Below are 16,133 nucleotides of genomic sequence, written 5' to 3'. Positions count from 1 at the left end.
TGGCTGATTATGCCGCTATCGCGCCGCGCCGGGCAGCGCGGCGATGTCGGCCAGCGCCTGCTCCAGCGGCATGACGGCGGCGTACTTCTGCGCCATGTCGAACAGGTTGGCCTCGTGCGGCCCCAGCGCGCGGTCGCCGCAACAGTCGGACACCACCAGTGGCCGCAAGCCGGCCTGCATGGCGTCGACCACGCTGGCGCGCACGCAGCCGCTGGTGACGCAGCCGGCCACCACCAGCGTCTGCACGCCGCGTTGCGCCAGCCACGGCGCCAGCATGGTGCCGTAGAACGCCGACGGCGTGCTCTTGCGCACCACGTATTCGCCGGGCACGGGGGCCAGCTGCGGCACGATGGCGCTGTTGTGGCTGTCTTCCTTCAGGGTCAGCATGCCCGGTACCTTGAGGCAGAAGATGTTGCTGTCGGCATCGTCGTCGGAGAACACGATGCGGCTGTGGGCCACCGGCCACCCTTGTTCGCGCGCATGCGCCAGCAACGTCCGGGTGCGCTCGATGGCCGGCGGGATGTTGCCGCCGCCGAACACGGCGGGGTCGGCAAAGCCGTTGACGAAGTCGATGATCAGCAGGCCGAACGGCGCCTTCAACGGCAGCGGCGTGCCGAAGCCCTGGCGGGCGTAGGCCGAGATATCCCCGGCGGGAACGGTGTGGGTCATGCCAGCTCCTTGCGGCGGGCGGCGTAGGCCAGCCCGGGTTCGTCCTGCACCACGCCGTCGATGACGACGGCGCGATCATCCAGCATCACCGTGCAATGGCGCATCGGGATGTCGATATGGCAGGCGGTGGTGCGTTGGCCGCCGGCCTCGTTGTTCGGCCCCATGGACCAGAGGAAGTTGCCCTCGAAGGCGCGGGCGTCCATGCCGATGTGGGTCTCCTTGCCGTAATGGCCCAGCATCGACCAGTGGGCGCGCGGTTGCAGGCCCCAGCCGATGTGCGAGACGGCGTAGGCTTCCGGGTCTTCATACGACGCCATGTAGTCGCGCAGCACCTCGGCCTGCAGGCCGCCCTGGATGCGGGTGACGTAGCCGCGTTCCACGGTGAGGGTGATCGGGTCGGTGACGTAGTCCTTCATCGGCAGCAGGATGTCGCCGCGGTCCAGCACCACCTGGCCGTTGCTGTGGCCTTCGTCGGGCCAGGTCAGCACGAAGCCGCTGGGCCAGTGATCCCAGCGGCCGGGTTCGTCGACGAAGCCGTATTCCGAGATCGCCGGGAAGCTGCCCAGGCGGCATTGCAGGTCGGTGCCGGCCCGGGAGGTGATGCGCATCTGGCGCGCCTCGGCGATTTGCGCGGCGGCCGCGCGCACGCGGGCGCGGTCGGCCTCGGTGGGCACCAGGCGGCAGAGAATCTCGGGCGGCTCGACCGCCAGCAGGATCTTGGTGCCGCCGTGCAGGATCTCGTGCTGCTCGGGCGAGAACAGCAGCGTCATCAGGTCCAGCACCAGGTCGCTGGCCTTGAGCGCGGCGATGGCGGCGGGGTTGCCGGTCAGCGGCGTGGTGCCCAGGTAGGCCAGCGAGTCGCGGCTGAGGGATTTTTCGCCGTTGACGGGCGGCAGATCCAGGCGGTTGACCCGCGCGCCCATGTCACTGGCGGCGGCAATGGCGCAGCGCAGCGTCTGCGGATGGGTGTCGGCGCCGGTGAGCACGGTCACGGTCTGGCCGGCTTCGAGGCGGGAAAGCGTGAGCACCTGTTTCCAGGCGCGGATCAGGTCGATGTCGCTGACGGGCATGGCGGACTCCTGTCCGGTAAAGGGGGAAAAGGGGATTCAGCCGCGCGGTTCGAGGAAGTCGCCCAGCGCCTCGTGGAAGCCGGCTTCGTTGTCCCATGGAATCATGTGGCCGGCGGCGGGCACGCGCCGGTGCAGGGTGTCGGGCGCCAGGCCCTGCCATTCGGCCACGTCCTCGTCGCCGACCACGCCGCCGTTCTCGGCGGTCATCAGCAACTGCGGCACGCGCACCCGCGGCAAGTCGGCATGGATGTCGTCGCGGCCGAAGTCCTCGAAGCTGCGCACGATGGCGGGCTCGTGGCAGGTGTGCAGCCATTGCGCGCGCAGGCGCCGCTGTTCCTCGGTCCAGGTGGGGCAGAAGGCGCGCATGGCCTCGGCATCCATGCCGTGCGTGGCCTGGCGGATCGAGTCGACGTACCAGGCCAGCTTGGCGGGGTAGGGGCGGCGGCCCGGGCCGGAGACGGGCGGGTCGACGATGACCAGCCGCGTCAGGCCGGCCGGGTGGCTGCGGGCCGCGCGCACCGCGATGCGCCCGCCCATGGAATGGCCCATCAGCGCATAGCGCTTCAGGCCCAGCGCCTGCGCCAGCGCCAGCACGTCGGCGGCCTGCGCGTCCAGGCTGTAGTCCAGGCCGGGGTCGGCGCTGGACAGGCCGCGGCCGCGCACGTCCAGCACGTAGGTGTCGTAGCGCTGGCCCAGGCGCTCGGCCACGAACCCCCAGGTGACCGCCGGGCTGGTGATGCCGGGGATCAGGATGAGCGCGTCGCGTTCGGCGCGCGCGCCGTCCGCGCCGCCGTAGCGCAGGTAGTGCTGGCGGATGCCGTTGGCGTGGACGTTGGCGCCGTACAGGAAGGTGCTGGATGGTTGGCTCATGCCGTGCTCCGGGTGGGTCGATGCCAGGACGGGATCCGGCGGCCATCGCTTGCGCCGCGCAGGGCGCGGATCGAGCGTGATGACGTGAAGCGCGGATCCATCTTAGGGTTTTCGATAAATTAAAAAAACAGTGTAGACGCTCTATTCTTGCAAACAGCGAGGTGAATCGCAAAGCCGATGTTCATAGTGGTTTTTACCTATATGTGCATAAAAATGCACTGTTTTGGACGCAGGCGAACAGTTTCGGATCCACGATGGTGCGGTTTTCCATCTGGAAAAAATAGAGTGTATGCATAGAAAAGTAGGAGAGCCTCTTGTCTAAATCCCCCCGCATCGCCGTGATCGGCGCCGGCCTCGGTGGCGCCGCCACCGCCTCGCTCCTGCTGCAGGAAGGCTTCGACGTGCGCGTGTACGAACAGGCGCCGAGTTTTTCGCGGCTGGGCGCCGGTATCCACGTCGGTCCCAACGTCATGAAGATCCTGCGCCGCATCGGCATCGAGGACGCGCTCAACGCCCAAGGGTCGCACCCCGACTACTGGTACAGCCGCCACGGCCTGACCGGCGACGTGCTGGCGCAGATTCCGCTGGGCGACTACGCGGTCAAGACCTACGGCGCGTCGTACCTGACGGTGCACCGCGGCGACTTTCACGCCCTGCTGATCGAGGCGCTGCCCGAGCGTGTGATGGCGTATTCCAAGCACCTGGTCGGCGTCACCGACCGCGGCAACGACGTCGAGATGCGCTTTGCCGACGGCAGCGTCGAGCATGCCGACATCGTGATCGGCGCCGATGGCGTCAATTCCTGCATCCGCGAGGAACTGCTGGGGCCCGAGCCTCCCAAGTACGCCGGCTACCTGGCCCACCGCGCGGTGTTCCCCACGCCCGAAGTCAAGGCCGGCATGCTGCCGTTCGACGCCTGCGTGAAGTGGTGGACCGATGACCGCCACATGATGACGTACTTCGTCACCAGCAAGGCCGACGAGCTCTACTACGTGACCGGCGTGCCGGTCGAGCAATGGGACCTGAACGACCGCTGGCTGCCCAGCAGCAAGGACGAGATGCGCGAGGCGTTCCAGGGCTGGCATCCGACGGTGCAGGCGCTGATCGACGCCACCGTCGAGGTCACCAAGTGGTCGCTGCTGGAGCGCGACCCGCTGCCGCTGTGGAGCCGCGGCCGCCTGGTGCTGCTGGGCGACGCCTGCCACCCCATGAAACCGCACATGGCGCAGGGCGCGGCCATGGCCATCGAGGACGGCGCGATGCTGGTGCGTTGCTTCAAGGAAGTGGGGGCGCATAATCACGAACTGGCTTTCGCGCTGTACGAAGCCAACCGCGCCGAGCGCGCCAGCAAGGTGCAGCGCATTTCGCACGACAACACCTGGCTGCGGACCAATGAGGACCCCAGCTGGTGTTTCGGCTACGACGTGTTCAGCGAGCCGCTGGTCGAACCGAAGGCCAAGGCGGCGGCCTGACGCGCCTGCCGTCCCTCATCCACCAGACCTTCGCCACGCACACCATGGGACATCCCGCCAACACCCCGCCCGCCGCCGAGCCGATCGGCCTGAAGGTCAACGGCAGCGTCGCGCGCGTGGCGGCGCCGCCGGCGACCTCGCTGCTGCTGGTGTTGCGCAACGACCTGACCCTGAACGGACCGAAGTACGGCTGCGGCCTGGGCGAGTGCGGCGCCTGCACGGTGCTGATCGACGGCGTGGCGGCGCGGTCCTGTGTGATTCCGGTGAGGGCGGCGCAAGGGCGCGAGGTCACCACGCTTGAAGGCCTGGGTTCGCGCGAGCGGCCCGGGCCGACGCAGCGCGCCTTCATCGAATGCCAGGCGGCCCAGTGCGGCTACTGCCTGAACGGCATGATCATGACGGTCGAGGCATTGCTGCGCCGCGACCCGGCGCCGTCCGAGCAGGCGCTGCGCAGCGAGCTGCATCACAACCTGTGCCGCTGCGGCACGCATGTCGAGATCATGCAGGCGGCGCTGCGCGCGGTGCAATTGCGGGCCGAGGCGGCGCCGCGCGGGCCCGAAGGGGCTGGCGCATGAGCGCGTTGCTGCCCGAGGCCTCGGCGGGCGCCATCGCGCCGCCGTCCGATCTGCTGCATGGACTGGCCCTGTGCCCGCCCGCGGCCCGCTGGGACGGCACGCGCTATCGCGGCAGCGCGCTCGAGAGCGTGAACCTGGAGCAAGCGCGGGCCCAGGCGGGCGTGGTGGCCGTGGTGCGGCGGGAGCACTTTGTCGGCGTGGTGGCGGTGACGCCGGCGCATGCGCGGCAGGCGCTGGCCTGCATGGCGCCCGTGTGGCGCGGCGATGGCCCGCCTGCGCGCGAGGCAACCGTGATCCGTTCGGAAGTCGATCCGGACGACCAGCGTGAGTATCTATGGCGATCCACTGAAACGGCGTCCGGCGCGCGTGTCGCGGCATGGTGCCTGAACGGCCGCCTGACGCTGTGGCTGCCGCCGCGGGCGGCCGCCTCGCAGGCCTGGCTGCGGCGCGAGCTGGCGGCGCTGATGGACTGTCCCGGGCACGCGGTGCGCCTGGCCGACTGGCCGCACGGCGCGGCCGAGGCCGGCCTGCCGCCGCACGCGCTCGATCTGCTGGACGCCGCCGCCGACGCCGCGCTGCTGTCCGAGGCGGTGGGGCGGCCGGTGTGCGTGGCCTGCCGGCCGGCGACCGCGACCACCCTGGCGTTGCGCGAAGCGGACCTGGCGGCGGGGCCGGCGCTGCGTTCGCGCCACCCCTGGGCCGTGCGTCCCAGCCTGGCGCGCCTGCTGGCGCGGCCCGGTCACGCCCAGGCCTGCGGCCAGGCCACGGTGCAGGGCGACGGCCCGGTGCTGGCGCCGGCGGCATCGCGGGATCTGCCGCACGCCAGCGTCGACGAATTGAACGCGGCCCAGGTGTTCGCCGGCGAAAGCCTGTGGCACGAGCGGGCGCTGGCGGCGGGCGAGGATCCGGTGGGCTGGCGGCTGCGGCACATGGCCGATGATCGCGGCCGCGAACTGGCGCGCCAGGTGGTGGAACAGGCGCGGGCGGCCACGGCGCAGGACGCCACGTCGGCCGCCGACGGCCTGCTGCGCGGCACCGGCCTGGCCACGGCGCAGGTCCGCTGCGAGGCCGAGGATGGTTCGGCGCAAATGGTCTGGAGCGCCTGGGTGGCCGACGTGGCGATCCAGCCCGCCACCGGGCGGATCGAGGTGACGCGCGTCGTCGCCGGCCACGACAGCCAGGACCTGCGCGCGGCGCAAGGCGCGACCACGCGGCTGGCCATCACGCGCCAGCAACCCGAGCGGCTGGCCGATGCCCGCCGTCTCATTGCCGGCCCGGCGGCGTTCGACGATTGGCGCGGCGTCGAACCGATGCCGTCGACCGCGGGCCTGGATGCGGTCGCCATCGCGGCGCCGGACGTGCCCGGCCCGTTGCGCGAAGGACTGCTGGACGTGGATGGCGTGCTGACGCTGCCCGCCGCCGCCGCCATCGCCAACGCCATCCAGGACGCCACCGGCGTGCGCCTGCGGCAGGCGCCGTTCGACGCCGGCCAACTGCGGCTGGCGCTGGCGGACCGGCGCGCGGCCGGCGGGAAGGGCGCATTGCGCCGGGGCTGGGGCTGGCTGGCGGCCGGCGCAGCCGGACTGGCGGCCATGGCCACCGCGTTGTGGCCACTGAAGCCGGCGCTGCCGCTGACGGCCGGGCCCGACGCTTCTTTGTATTCGGCGCAGGCAATCGAGCGCGGCCGGCTGGTGGCGGCGGCCGGCGACTGCGTGGCCTGCCACACCGCGCCGGGCGGCGCGCGCAACGCCGGCGGCCTGGCGCTGGAGACGCCGTTCGGCGTGATCTATTCCACCAATATCACCCCGGATGCGCAGACCGGCATCGGCCGCTGGTCATACGCGGCCTTCGAACGCGCCATGCGCCAGGGCATCCACCAGGACGGCCGTCAGTTGTATCCGGCGTTTCCGTACACGGCCTATGCCAAGCTCAGCGACGCCGACCTGCAGGCGCTGTACGGCTACCTGATGTCGCAGCCCGCGGTGGCCGCGACGCCGCCGCGCACCGAGCTGGGCTTTCCGTTCAACCTGCGGCCGCTGCTGGCCGGCTGGAACCTGCTGTTCCACGATCCCAAGCCATTCACGCCGGATCCCTCGCAGGACGCCGAATGGAATCGCGGCGCGTATCTGGTGGAAGGCGTGGGCCATTGCGCCGCCTGCCATTCGCCGCGCAACGCGCTGGGCGCGGAGAAGGGCGGCCCGGCCTACCTGGCCGGTGGCCAGGCCGAGGGCTGGAACGCGCCTGCGCTGAACCGTCTGGCCACGGGCGAGCGGGCCTGGTCGGGCGAGGAGCTGTTCCAGTACCTGCGCACCGGCTATTCGCCGCGCCATGGCGTGGCCGCGGGCCCCATGGCACCCGTGATCCATGGCCTGGCCGAACTCCCGGCCAGCGACCTGAAGGCCATCGTCACCTATCTGATGGCGGTGCCGGGGCGGACGCCGTCGTCGGCGCGCGCGACGGCCACGGCTACGACCACGGCCACGGCAAGCGCCGCCACGTCGGCCAGCGTCGTCTCCGCCCCGGCGGCCACGACCGCTACCGCTACCGCCTCCGCCATCACCGCGGTCCCCGCGCCCGCGGCCGTCAGCGAGGCCATCACGCTGCGCCGCGCCAGCGGCGAACGCATCTACCAGAACGCCTGCGCCGTCTGCCATGAGGCCGGCAGCGGGCCGACCCTGTTCGGGGTCAAGCCCCTGCTGGGCCAGAACACCAATCTGCACGCCGCATCGCCGGACAACCTGATCCAGGTGATCCTCCATGGCATCCAGGCCCCGGCCGACGATGCCCTGGGCTACATGCCGGCGTTCGGCAACAGCCTGGACGACAGGCAGATCGGCGATTTGATCGACTATTTGCGCGCGCGGTTCGCGCCGGAGGAAGAGGCTTGGCCAGTTGACACAACGACCATAGGCAGGCTGCGCCAGCACGCGCAGCAGCAGTAAGGGGAAGACGGGGCAGCGGATCGACCCATGGCGGGTCCGGCCGCGCCTCGCGACACAACATCGCGCGCATCGGTTTTCCATCGACGCCTGCCCGGCGCCGAAGGGCGCGGTCGACCTTCGCATCCGCGAAGCCGGCCATGCGCCGAACCGGGGCCCGACGCCTTTCCAGGCGCGGATCCCGCGCGCGGCACACAAAGGGAATCACGCATATGTCAGCTTCATTCATCACGGTGGAACAAGGCATCAAGACCGCCGGCGTCGGCAAGTTCCAGTACCGGCTGTTCATGATTTTCGGGCTGGTCTGGCTGGCCGACGCCATGCAGGTGCTGTCGATCGGCTTCAGCGCGCCTTCGATCGCCCGCACCTTCGGCATTCCGGTGCCCGAGGCCTTGCAGACCGGCACCGCGTTCTTCGTCGGCATGCTGATCGGCGCCTTCGCGTTTGGCCGGCTGGCCGACCGCATCGGCCGCCGCCCGGTGCTGATGATGGCCGTGGTCATCGACGCCTGCGCCGGCGTGGCCTCGGCCTTCGCGCCGGATTTCGCCTGGCTGCTGTTGCTGCGCTTTGTCACCGGCATCGGTGTCGGCGGCACGCTGCCGGTGGACTACACCATGATGGCCGAGTTCCTGCCCAGCGAGCGCCGCGGCCGCTGGCTGGTGCTGCTGGAATCGTTCTGGGCCCTGGGCACCATCTGCCTGGCGCTGCTGGCCCTGGCCGCGCTGTCGTGGGGCGACGATGCCTGGCGCGTGATCTTCTTCGTCACCGGCCTGCCGGCGCTGATCGGCGTGGTGCTGCGCTTCTACATCCCCGAGTCGCCGATGTACCTGAACCGCAACGGCAAGTCGGGACAGGCGCGCAAGGTGCTCGAACGCGTGGCCCGCGTCAATGGCCGTCCGACCGACATCCCCGAGCTCAAGCCGGAACTGCATGAGCGCAAGCCGCTGTCGGCGCTGTTCTCGAACGCGCTGCGCCGCCGCAGCATCGCGCTGTGCCTGGCCTGGGCGCTGATCTCCATCGCCTACTACGGCGTGTTCGTCTACCTGCCGATCAAGCTCAGCAGCCAGGGCTTCGCCTTCATGCGCGGCCAGGAATTCCTGGTGCTGCTGGCGCTGGTGCAGTTGCCCGGCTTCGCGCTGTCGGCCTACGGGGTGGAACGCTGGGGCCGCAAGCCCACGCTGGTCGGCTTCCTGATCCTGAGCGCGGTGGGTTGCATGCTGTACAGCCTGGGCACCTCCAGCTTCCTGGTGGTCGGCTCGACGCTGCTCATGAGCTTCGCGCTGCTGGGCACCTGGGGCGCGCTGTATGCGTTCACGCCCGAGGTCTATCCGACCGACCTGCGCGCCAGCGGCATGGGGCTGGCGGGCGCGGTGGCGCGTTTCGGCGGGCTGTTCGCGCCGGCCATCATCGCACCCATCATGGCCACCCACTTCACATTGGCGCTGGCGGTGCTGGCGGCCATGCTGCTGGCCGCGGCGCTGTCGATCCGGGCGGTCGACGTCGAGTCGCGCAACCGCGCGCTGGACTGATCCGTCAGAAGGGCGGCGCGCATCCGGGAGGACGCGTGCCGCTCGCACGCCTGAAGCCCGGACGCCGGAAGCCCGGACGCCGGACGCCCGGACGCCTCATTCCCCGGCGTCGCCCTCGATCATCTTGCGCAGCAGGAATTCCAGCGCCACGCGCTCGGCGGGATTGAGCGTGCCATAGGTGCTTTCGCTGATCTGCAGGGCGAAGGGTTCCATTTTTCGCACCAGCTCCTGGCCCACCGGGGTCAGGTTGATCACCACCTTGCGGCGGTCGTGCGGGTCGTGGTCGACCCGCACCAGCTCGCGCTGCTTGAGCCGGTCCACCACGCCGCGCACCGTGGCCTGGTCGATGACCGTGGCCTTGACGATATCCGCCAGCGAACTGCCCTGGTTGTCACGCACCGAGCACAGCACGACGAACTGCGCCGCGGTCAACTGCGAGTCGGGGATGTACTGCTGGAACAGGGCGGTATGCCGTTGGTACACGCGCCGCAGCAGGTGTCCAATCTGGTCGGAGAACAAATAGCTGTCCTTGTCGGGGGCGGACTTGTTTTTCACATTTCGCATAAGCCTATCCGAAGCCATACCCTGGGTACGATGATCTATCTCAATGGGATGTCCGGAAGTTTACGGGGCTTGCCGCCTTTGTGCCGACAGGGATCAGGTTTTTCGCAGCGTCAGGGCCGTCGTCCGATCAACGTGCCGCGGCCTCGCGGGTGTTGCCGCGCCGGCGGTTCACCAGCACCAGCAACGCGGTGCCAAGCAACAGCAAGGTGGCGGTGGCGATGACCGCCGCGTAGCCCGCGTCGAACGCATCGCGGGCCAGCTGCGAGAGCGAGGCGCCTAGGTCGCTGGACAGGCCCTCGGCCACCATCAGCGCTTCATCCAGGCTGTCGCGGGCCGCGCCGGCGCCGGCCGCGGGCAGGCCCGCCGGCACCTCCAGCGTGTGCGCGTACACCCCCGACAGGATCGAGCCCATCAGCGTCACGCCCAGCGCGCCGCCCAGTTCGTACGACACTTCCTCGATCGAGGCGGCCATGCCGGCGCGTTCCGGCGTGGCGCTCTGCATGATGGTGCTGGATGCGGCCGTCATGGTGGCGCCGATGCCCACGCCCAGCACACACAGGCTGGCCATCTGCGCCGCCAGCGCGCCGTCGTAGGTGAACAGGTAGCCGCCCATGCCCAGGCCGGACGTCAGCAGCGCCACGAACAGCAGGCGCGCGCTGCCCACCTTCGGCAGCAGCCAGCCCGCCAGCGGCCCGGCGATGAATGCGGCCAGCGGCAACGGCAGAATGTAGAGCGCGGCCTGGATCGGCGACATGCCCAGCACCAGTTGCAGGCGCTGGCTGAACACCAGCTCCATGCCCAGCAGCGCCGCCGCCGCGAACAGCGCCGAGGCCACCGCCGAACTGAAGCTGCGGTTGCGGAAGATGGCGAAGTCGATCAGCGGATGGGCCCGCCCGCGCTGGCGCCGGGCGAAGACGACCAGCATCGCCGCGCCACCGGCGCAGGCCAGCGCGGCGTCCAGCCAGGAGGGCTGGGCGCGGCCCAGCTCCTTGAGCGCATAGGCGGTCAGGATCAGGCCGACCATCACCTGCAGCGAGCCGACCAGGTCCCAGGGGCGCTGGCGATCCGGCTGGCCGGCGGGGATGTAGCGGCGCGCCAGCGGCAGGGCCAGCAGCACGATGGGCAGGTTGATCAGGAACACCGACCCCCACCAGAAATGCTCCAGCAGGAACCCGCCGATGACCGGTCCGAGCGCCGCGCCGCCCGAGGCCACCGAGGCCCAGACGCCGATGGCGATGGCGCGCTCGCGCTCGTCGGCGAAGGTCAGGCGCAGGATCGACAGGGTCGCCGGCATCATCATGGCCGCGCCCACGGCCAGCACCGCGCGCGCCGCGATCAGCGCCGCGGGGTTGGGCGAATAGGCCGCCGCCAGCGAGGCCGCGCCGAACACCGCCAGGCCCATCATGAACAGGCGCTTGTGGCCCAGTCGGTCGCCCAGCGTGCCCATGCCCAGCAGCAGGCCGGACACCACCAGCGCATAGATGTTGACGATCCAGAGCTTGGACGAGGCCGTCACGCCCAGGTCGTGCGTGAGCCGGGGCAGGGCGGTGTACAGCACGGTCATGTCGACCACGATCAGCAACAGGGCGCTGGAAACGATGGCCAGCACCAGCCAGCGACCCGGCGCGGGCGCGGCGACAGCGGGGGAGGGATTGCGCTGCGTCATGCATTTACTCCTGTAACGCGGACATTTTCAATCTAGGAAGCATGGATAAGAAGTTGGAATCCATCTATAAAATAGATGTATCACTGACGGCTCCGCCGCCTCGCGCGGCGACGGCCTTTTGAAGGCTTGCTTGGCCACGACTGGAGGCAACCATGCACTGGACCCTGGAACAACTGCGGCATTTCGTGGCGGCGGCGGACGCCGGCTCGTTTTCGGCGGCGGCGCGCCAGGTGGGCCGGGCGCAATCGGCCGTCAGCACCTCGCTGGGATTGCTTGAAGCGGACCTGGGGGTGGAATTGTTCGACCGCTCGCGCCGCAATGCCACGCTGACGCGGGCCGGTGAAGTGCTGTTGCAGGAGGCGCGCGAACTGTTGCGCCAGGCGGCGGGACTGGAGCAGCGGGCGCTGTCATTCGCGGCCGGGCAGGACGCGCACCTCAGCCTGGCGCTGGACGAGGCCTTGCCCGATCGGGTGCTGGGCGCGCTGGTGAAGGAGGTTTCGGCGCGCTTTCCCGCGCTGGAGCTGACCCAGCTGAACGGCACGGCCACCGAAGTGGCGGACTATGTCTCGCAGGGGCGCGCCAGCGTGGCATTCCATTACGATCGCGGCGATCCGGGCGCGGCCTTCGCCCATCGCTACCTGGGCGACGTGGGGCAGGGCATCTTCGTGGCGCGCGACCATCCGCTGGCCGCGTTGCCCGAAGTCACGCGCAACGACCTGGCGCGCCATCGTCAACTGGTGATGCGGATGGAAGGGGTGGAGGATGTGGTGATGAGTCCGTCGGCCTGGCGTTCAGACAGTTTCTACAGTATCGCCGCCATGGCCGTGGATGGCTTGGGCTGGGCCATTCTGCCGCTGAACATCGCCGAGTACGAGGGCTACCGCGAGGACCTGGCCAATGTGCCGTGCGTCGGCCTGTCGCTGCCGCCGCTGTCGGTGCGCACGCTCTGGCTGCAGGGCCGGACGCCGACGGCCACCGAGCGCTGGATCCAGGATCGCATGGAGCAACTGCTGCATCCGGCGGCCTGAGCAGGTCGGGGTGGCCGGGCGGCCGGCGCCGGCCGCCTCCGGAAGGCGACCGCGGCGGTTCGGGCCCGTGCGCGTCAGGCCTTCTTGCGGTACACCAGCACGGGCGTGGTGGAATGCGCCAGCACCTTCTGCGTCTGGCTGCCCAGCACCACGGCGGCCATGCCGCGGCGGCCGTGCGAGGCCATGGCGATCAGGTCGCAGTGGCGCTCGCGGGCCGCGTCGATGATGGCCTGGTACGGATCTTCGTGCGTGGCGCGCAGCGTTTCGCAAGGCACGCCGGCCTCGCGCGCCTGGGTGGCGGCCGCGCTCAAGAGGCGTTCGGCCTGGGCGCGGATCTGGTCCTGGTACTCGCTCAGGCTGTGGGCCACTTGCGCCGCGCCCATGGCGAAGACGTGGAAGGGTTCCTCGACCGTGAGGATGGTGGCCTTGGCGCCCAGCGACTTGGCCAGATCAAGGCTTTCGACCAGGGCTTCCGAGGACAATTGCGAGCCGTCCGTGGGAATGAGGATGTGCTTGTACATGGTGTCTCCCGTGTTTGTGCAGCGGCCGTCGCGACTTGCGGCGGTCACGTAACACTGTATCGGGCGGGAGACGGACGCCGTTTGCGCGTAATCAAGGGTTGCGCGCGGTCAAACCGCCACGCGCGGCCCCGCGTCAGCTCAACAGCGCCGCGACCAGGTCGCCGCCGGCGCGGTCGCCCTCGCTGAAGTCGAGCGCGGTCTGCACGTGTTCCAGGTGCTCGTCCATCAGCGCGCAGGCGCGGTCGACGTCGCCGGCGCGGGCCGCTTCGATGAAGGCGTGGTGCTCGCGCGATGAGCAACTGGCGTCGTGCGAGCTCTGGTACAGCACGGTGATCACGGCGCTGCGCGCCGACAGCTCGCGCAGCATGCCGGTCAGCACCGAGTTGCCGACGGCCTCGGCCAGCAGGATGTGGAAGTCGCCCAGCAGGCGGTTGCGGGCCTGCACGTCGCCGCTTTCGACGGCCGCGCGTTCCTCGGCCAGGTGGGCGTCGATGCGGCGGTAGTCGGCCGCCGTGGCGCGGGTGACGAACTCGCGCGCCAGCGCGGCTTCGAGGATGCGGCGCACCGCGTAGACCTCGCGCGCCTCGTTGGCGTCGGGCTTGCTGACGAAGGCGCCCTTGTCGGGCACGATGTTGATCAGCTTGTCCTTGGACAGCATCAGCAGGGCGGCGCGGATCTTGGTGCGGCTGACCTTGTAGACGCGCGCCAGGGCTTCCTCGCGCAGGCGGGTGCCAGGCGGCAGCCGGTGCGCCACGATGGCGGCGGCGATGGCCTTGGCGATATCGTCGGCGCTGGGATCGGCGGGAACTTCCTGGGTCATGAAGCGCGGGGCGGAAAGACTGTATGGGCAGCCAGTCTATCAAAATCCCGGGCTGGCAACATTTATTGCATACGAAAATTGTTGGCGAACCGGCCTTCTGCGCCCCTCGCGGGCGCGCCGGTCTGAGGCGATTCATGCCGGATTCCGCACAATCGCCCCGCCAAGAGTGATGAATCCCGCGGCGGTCCTGGCGTATCCTGCTGGCCATCCCCGTTTCGCGCCCGGACCGGCGCGGCATCCGGTTGCCGGCCGGCTGTCAACGTATCCAGGAATCCGCCCATGTCCATAGATTTGTCGTCCGCTCTGCAACGCTTTCCCCGTTACACCCTGCTCGATGGCCCGACGCCGATCCAGCGCCTGGCCCGGCTGGAGGCGGCGCTGGGCGCGGCGGCCAACGGCGTGCGCCTGTACGCCAAGCGTGATGACCACATGGCGCTGGGCGGGGGCGGCAACAAGCTGCGCAAGCTGGAGTTCCTGCTGGGCGAGGCGCGCGGGCAGGGGGCCGACACGGTGGTGACCGTGGGCGGTCTGCAATCGAACCATGCGCGCCTGACCGCCGCGGCCGCGGTCCGCGCCGGCATGGCCTGCGAGCTGATGCTGGGGCGGGTGGTGCCGCGCGCCGACGCCGATTACGAAGAAAACGGCAACATGCTGCTCAACCGGCTGCTCGGCGCCACCGTGCACGCCTTGCCGGTCGGCGCCGACGCCATGGCGGCAGCCCTGGAACGGGTGCGCGCGCTGGAGCTGGCGGGGCGCCGCGTCTACCTGGCGCCGCTGGGCGGCTCCACGCCGGTCGGCGCGCTGGGCTATGCGGCCTGCGCGCAGGAGATCCTGGAGCAGGAGCGCGCCCTGGGCGTGACGTTCGCGCGGGTGGTGGTGGCCAATGGCAGCGCCGGCACCCACGCCGGGCTGGTCGCCGGCATGGTCGCGGCGGGCCTGCCGGCAACCCGCGTGCAGTCGTTCACCACCCTGGCCGACACCGAGGTTGCGCACGCGAAGACGCGCGACCTGACGGCCGCCACCCTGGCGCTGCTGGGCCGGGTGGATGGCGAACACGGCGCGGCCACGGGCGAGGTGGCCGCGCCGGCGCCCAACGACATCCTGGTGGACGGCAGCCAGCGTGGTCCGGCCTACGGCGTGCCCACGCCCGCCATGCTCGAGGCCGTCGGCCTGCTGGCGCGCAGCGAAGGGTTGCTGCTCGACCCGGTGTATTCGGGCAAGGCCTTCGCCGGCCTCTTGGCCGACGTGCGCGCCGGCCGCCATGCACCCGGCAGCGACGTGCTGTTCGTGATGACGGGCGGCGCGCCGGGGCTGTACGCCTACAAGCCGGCGTTCCAATGAAAAGCGGGCCGGTCGCCGTAAGGCGTCTGGCCCGCCCCGGGGCGAAGCAGGGGGCGTCAATCCTTGGCCATCAGCCCCAGGTATTCGATCAGCCCCTTTTCCTTGACGTAGGTGGCCTGGGCCCAGGCCTTGTAGTCGGCGCTGTCGCGGTAGGCGGGTTCCTGGTTCAGCTGCTTCATGACCTCCATGCTGGCCGGGTCGAACAAGGCTTTCTTGAAGGCGTCGTGCAGCGTCTTGACCACCGCCGGGTCCATGCCCTTGGGGCCGGCCAGGCCATAGGGCGAGGTCGATACGACCTTGTAGCCCAGCTCCTGCGCGGTCGGCACGTCGGGCCAGCGGGTGGTGCGCTTTTCGCCGAACGTCACCAGCAGCCGCATCTTGCCCGAGTCCACGAACTGGTCCCAGCCCGTGGCGTCGCTCTGCGCCATGACGTGGCCGCCGAGCAGCGCCTGCTGCATGTCGGCGTTGCCCTTGTAGGGCACGTGGTTCAGCTTGACCTTGGCGTTGATGGCGATTTCCTCGATCAGCAGGTGCGGCGACGAGCCCACGCCGGTCGAGCCGTAGTCGACGCTGCCTGGGTTCTTGCGCGCCGCTTCGATGTACTCGTTGAAGGTCTTGTAGGGCGAGTCGGCGCGTACCGTGAAGCCGAAGGTGTAGCCCGACAGGCCGATGATGAAGGTGAAATCGTTGATCGGATCCCACGAGGTCTTCTGCATGTACGGCATGCGCAGCATGGCCAGCGTGTACAGCGCGACGGTGTAACCGTCGGGCTTGGCGGTGCGCGACATGGTCGCGGTGCCGAGGGTGCCGCCGGCGCCCGGACGGTTCTCGACGATGACGGGCTGGCCCAGGTACTTGGATGCGTCCTGCGCCACGATGCGCATGTGGCGATCGGTCGAGCCCCCCGCCGGGAACGGCACGATCAGGGTGATGGGTTTGTTGGGAAAGGCGTTTTGCGCGGACGCCGCGGGCGCCAGCGCGCCGCCGGCCAGCGCTAGCAGCAGGGCGCCCAGGCAGGCGCGGCGCAGGGGTTGGTGGGCCATGGGGCTTGTCTCCAATGTGATTATGG

General features: G+C 70.0%; 14 protein-coding genes. 6 read left to right on the top strand and 8 right to left on the bottom strand.

All coding sequences use genetic code 11. The features are described from left to right. Positions 1-15: 15 nt before the first annotated feature. From ACUTAG_RS00605 to ACUTAG_RS00595, 3 genes are read right to left on the bottom strand one after another with little or no spacing between them, the layout of a single operon-like run. On the bottom strand, positions 16-669 hold the full coding sequence (locus tag ACUTAG_RS00605; protein ID WP_047991025.1) for an isochorismatase family protein: 654 nt from the start codon (positions 667-669) through the stop codon (positions 16-18). Then, a complete protein-coding gene (locus ACUTAG_RS00600; RefSeq protein ID WP_148318683.1) occupies positions 666-1,739 on the bottom strand; it encodes a 2,5-dihydroxypyridine 5,6-dioxygenase in 1,074 nt (357 codons plus the stop codon). Before ACUTAG_RS00600 ends, ACUTAG_RS00605 begins: the two co-directional genes overlap by 4 nt. 36 nt (positions 1,740-1,775) lie before the next feature. After that, positions 1,776-2,609: an alpha/beta fold hydrolase gene (locus tag ACUTAG_RS00595; protein WP_020928076.1), complete on the bottom strand. Its 834-nt coding sequence runs from the start codon at positions 2,607-2,609 to the stop codon at positions 1,776-1,778. Positions 2,610-2,923: 314 nt separating this feature from the next. On the opposite strand from ACUTAG_RS00595, the gene ACUTAG_RS00590 reads away from it, so the two are divergent. From ACUTAG_RS00590 to ACUTAG_RS00575, 4 genes are all read left to right on the top strand, one after another. Beyond that, positions 2,924-4,081, top strand: coding sequence for an FAD-dependent monooxygenase (locus tag ACUTAG_RS00590; RefSeq protein WP_020928074.1), 1,158 nt, complete (start codon positions 2,924-2,926; stop codon positions 4,079-4,081). Between the two features lie 44 nt (positions 4,082-4,125). Continuing rightward, a complete protein-coding gene (locus ACUTAG_RS00585; protein WP_047991022.1) occupies positions 4,126-4,656 on the top strand; it encodes a (2Fe-2S)-binding protein in 531 nt (176 codons plus the stop codon). Continuing rightward, on the top strand, positions 4,653-7,598 hold the full coding sequence (locus ACUTAG_RS00580; protein ID WP_446649931.1) for a c-type cytochrome: 2,946 nt from the start codon (positions 4,653-4,655) through the stop codon (positions 7,596-7,598). Before ACUTAG_RS00585 ends, ACUTAG_RS00580 begins: the two co-directional genes overlap by 4 nt. Positions 7,599-7,807: 209 nt before the next feature. Then, a complete protein-coding gene (locus ACUTAG_RS00575; RefSeq protein WP_006385090.1) occupies positions 7,808-9,124 on the top strand; it encodes an MFS transporter in 1,317 nt (438 codons plus the stop codon). A 96-nt stretch (positions 9,125-9,220) separates the two neighbouring features. Here ACUTAG_RS00575 and ACUTAG_RS00570 read toward each other — a convergent pair whose 3' ends face one another. Both ACUTAG_RS00570 and ACUTAG_RS00565 read right to left on the bottom strand, forming a co-directional pair. After that, the gene (locus ACUTAG_RS00570; RefSeq protein ID WP_148318687.1) at positions 9,221-9,688 is read right to left on the bottom strand and encodes a MarR family winged helix-turn-helix transcriptional regulator; all 468 of its coding nucleotides are present in this window, start codon (positions 9,686-9,688) and stop codon (positions 9,221-9,223) included. Positions 9,689-9,815: 127 nt separating this feature from the next. After that, on the bottom strand, positions 9,816-11,354 hold the full coding sequence (locus tag ACUTAG_RS00565) for an MFS transporter (RefSeq protein WP_020928069.1): 1,539 nt from the start codon (positions 11,352-11,354) through the stop codon (positions 9,816-9,818). A gap of 152 nt (positions 11,355-11,506) precedes the next feature. Here ACUTAG_RS00565 and ACUTAG_RS00560 point away from each other — a divergent pair, with 152 nt between their 5' ends. Continuing rightward, positions 11,507-12,382 carry a LysR family transcriptional regulator gene (locus tag ACUTAG_RS00560; protein ID WP_006385087.1) on the top strand — a complete coding sequence of 292 codons (876 nt, stop codon included), beginning with the start codon at positions 11,507-11,509 and terminating at the stop codon, positions 12,380-12,382. A gap of 74 nt (positions 12,383-12,456) precedes the next feature. Here the strand turns inward: ACUTAG_RS00560 and ACUTAG_RS00555 are convergent, their stop codons facing one another. Continuing rightward, the gene (locus ACUTAG_RS00555; RefSeq protein ID WP_020928068.1) at positions 12,457-12,903 is read right to left on the bottom strand and encodes a universal stress protein; all 447 of its coding nucleotides are present in this window, start codon (positions 12,901-12,903) and stop codon (positions 12,457-12,459) included. Between the two features lie 133 nt (positions 12,904-13,036). Further along, positions 13,037-13,723 (bottom strand): GntR family transcriptional regulator, encoded by a 687-nt coding sequence (locus ACUTAG_RS00550; RefSeq protein ID WP_148318689.1) that lies wholly within the window; start codon positions 13,721-13,723, stop codon positions 13,037-13,039. A 279-nt stretch (positions 13,724-14,002) separates the two neighbouring features. Between ACUTAG_RS00550 and ACUTAG_RS00545 the strand changes: the two genes are divergently transcribed. Then, positions 14,003-15,064 (top strand): D-cysteine desulfhydrase family protein, encoded by a 1,062-nt coding sequence (locus ACUTAG_RS00545; protein ID WP_148318691.1) that lies wholly within the window; start codon positions 14,003-14,005, stop codon positions 15,062-15,064. Between the two features lie 56 nt (positions 15,065-15,120). Here ACUTAG_RS00545 and ACUTAG_RS00540 read toward each other — a convergent pair whose 3' ends face one another. After that, positions 15,121-16,107: a tripartite tricarboxylate transporter substrate binding protein gene (locus ACUTAG_RS00540; protein ID WP_006385083.1), complete on the bottom strand. Its 987-nt coding sequence runs from the start codon at positions 16,105-16,107 to the stop codon at positions 15,121-15,123. Positions 16,108-16,133 lie beyond the last annotated feature (26 nt).

The sequence above is a fragment of the Achromobacter sp. CSND-B12 genome (assembly GCF_052906545.1).
This window is presented reverse-complemented; position numbering and strand designations above follow the sequence as displayed.

Coding starts and splice junctions, on each gene's coding strand:
- ACUTAG_RS00605 (WP_047991025.1), bottom strand. CDS start 669: ATGACCCACACCGTTCCCGCCGGGGATATCTCGGCCTACGCCCGCCAG.
- ACUTAG_RS00580 (WP_446649931.1), top strand. CDS start 4,653: ATGAGCGCGTTGCTGCCCGAGGCCTCGGCGGGCGCCATCGCGCCGCCG.
- ACUTAG_RS00575 (WP_006385090.1), top strand. CDS start 7,808: ATGTCAGCTTCATTCATCACGGTGGAACAAGGCATCAAGACCGCCGGC.
- ACUTAG_RS00550 (WP_148318689.1), bottom strand. CDS start 13,723: ATGACCCAGGAAGTTCCCGCCGATCCCAGCGCCGACGATATCGCCAAG.
- ACUTAG_RS00545 (WP_148318691.1), top strand. CDS start 14,003: ATGTCCATAGATTTGTCGTCCGCTCTGCAACGCTTTCCCCGTTACACC.
- ACUTAG_RS00585 (WP_047991022.1), top strand. CDS start 4,126: ATGGGACATCCCGCCAACACCCCGCCCGCCGCCGAGCCGATCGGCCTG.
- ACUTAG_RS00560 (WP_006385087.1), top strand. CDS start 11,507: ATGCACTGGACCCTGGAACAACTGCGGCATTTCGTGGCGGCGGCGGAC.
- ACUTAG_RS00540 (WP_006385083.1), bottom strand. CDS start 16,107: ATGGCCCACCAACCCCTGCGCCGCGCCTGCCTGGGCGCCCTGCTGCTA.
- ACUTAG_RS00595 (WP_020928076.1), bottom strand. CDS start 2,609: ATGAGCCAACCATCCAGCACCTTCCTGTACGGCGCCAACGTCCACGCC.
- ACUTAG_RS00600 (WP_148318683.1), bottom strand. CDS start 1,739: ATGCCCGTCAGCGACATCGACCTGATCCGCGCCTGGAAACAGGTGCTC.
- ACUTAG_RS00555 (WP_020928068.1), bottom strand. CDS start 12,903: ATGTACAAGCACATCCTCATTCCCACGGACGGCTCGCAATTGTCCTCG.
- ACUTAG_RS00570 (WP_148318687.1), bottom strand. CDS start 9,688: ATGCGAAATGTGAAAAACAAGTCCGCCCCCGACAAGGACAGCTATTTG.
- ACUTAG_RS00565 (WP_020928069.1), bottom strand. CDS start 11,354: ATGACGCAGCGCAATCCCTCCCCCGCTGTCGCCGCGCCCGCGCCGGGT.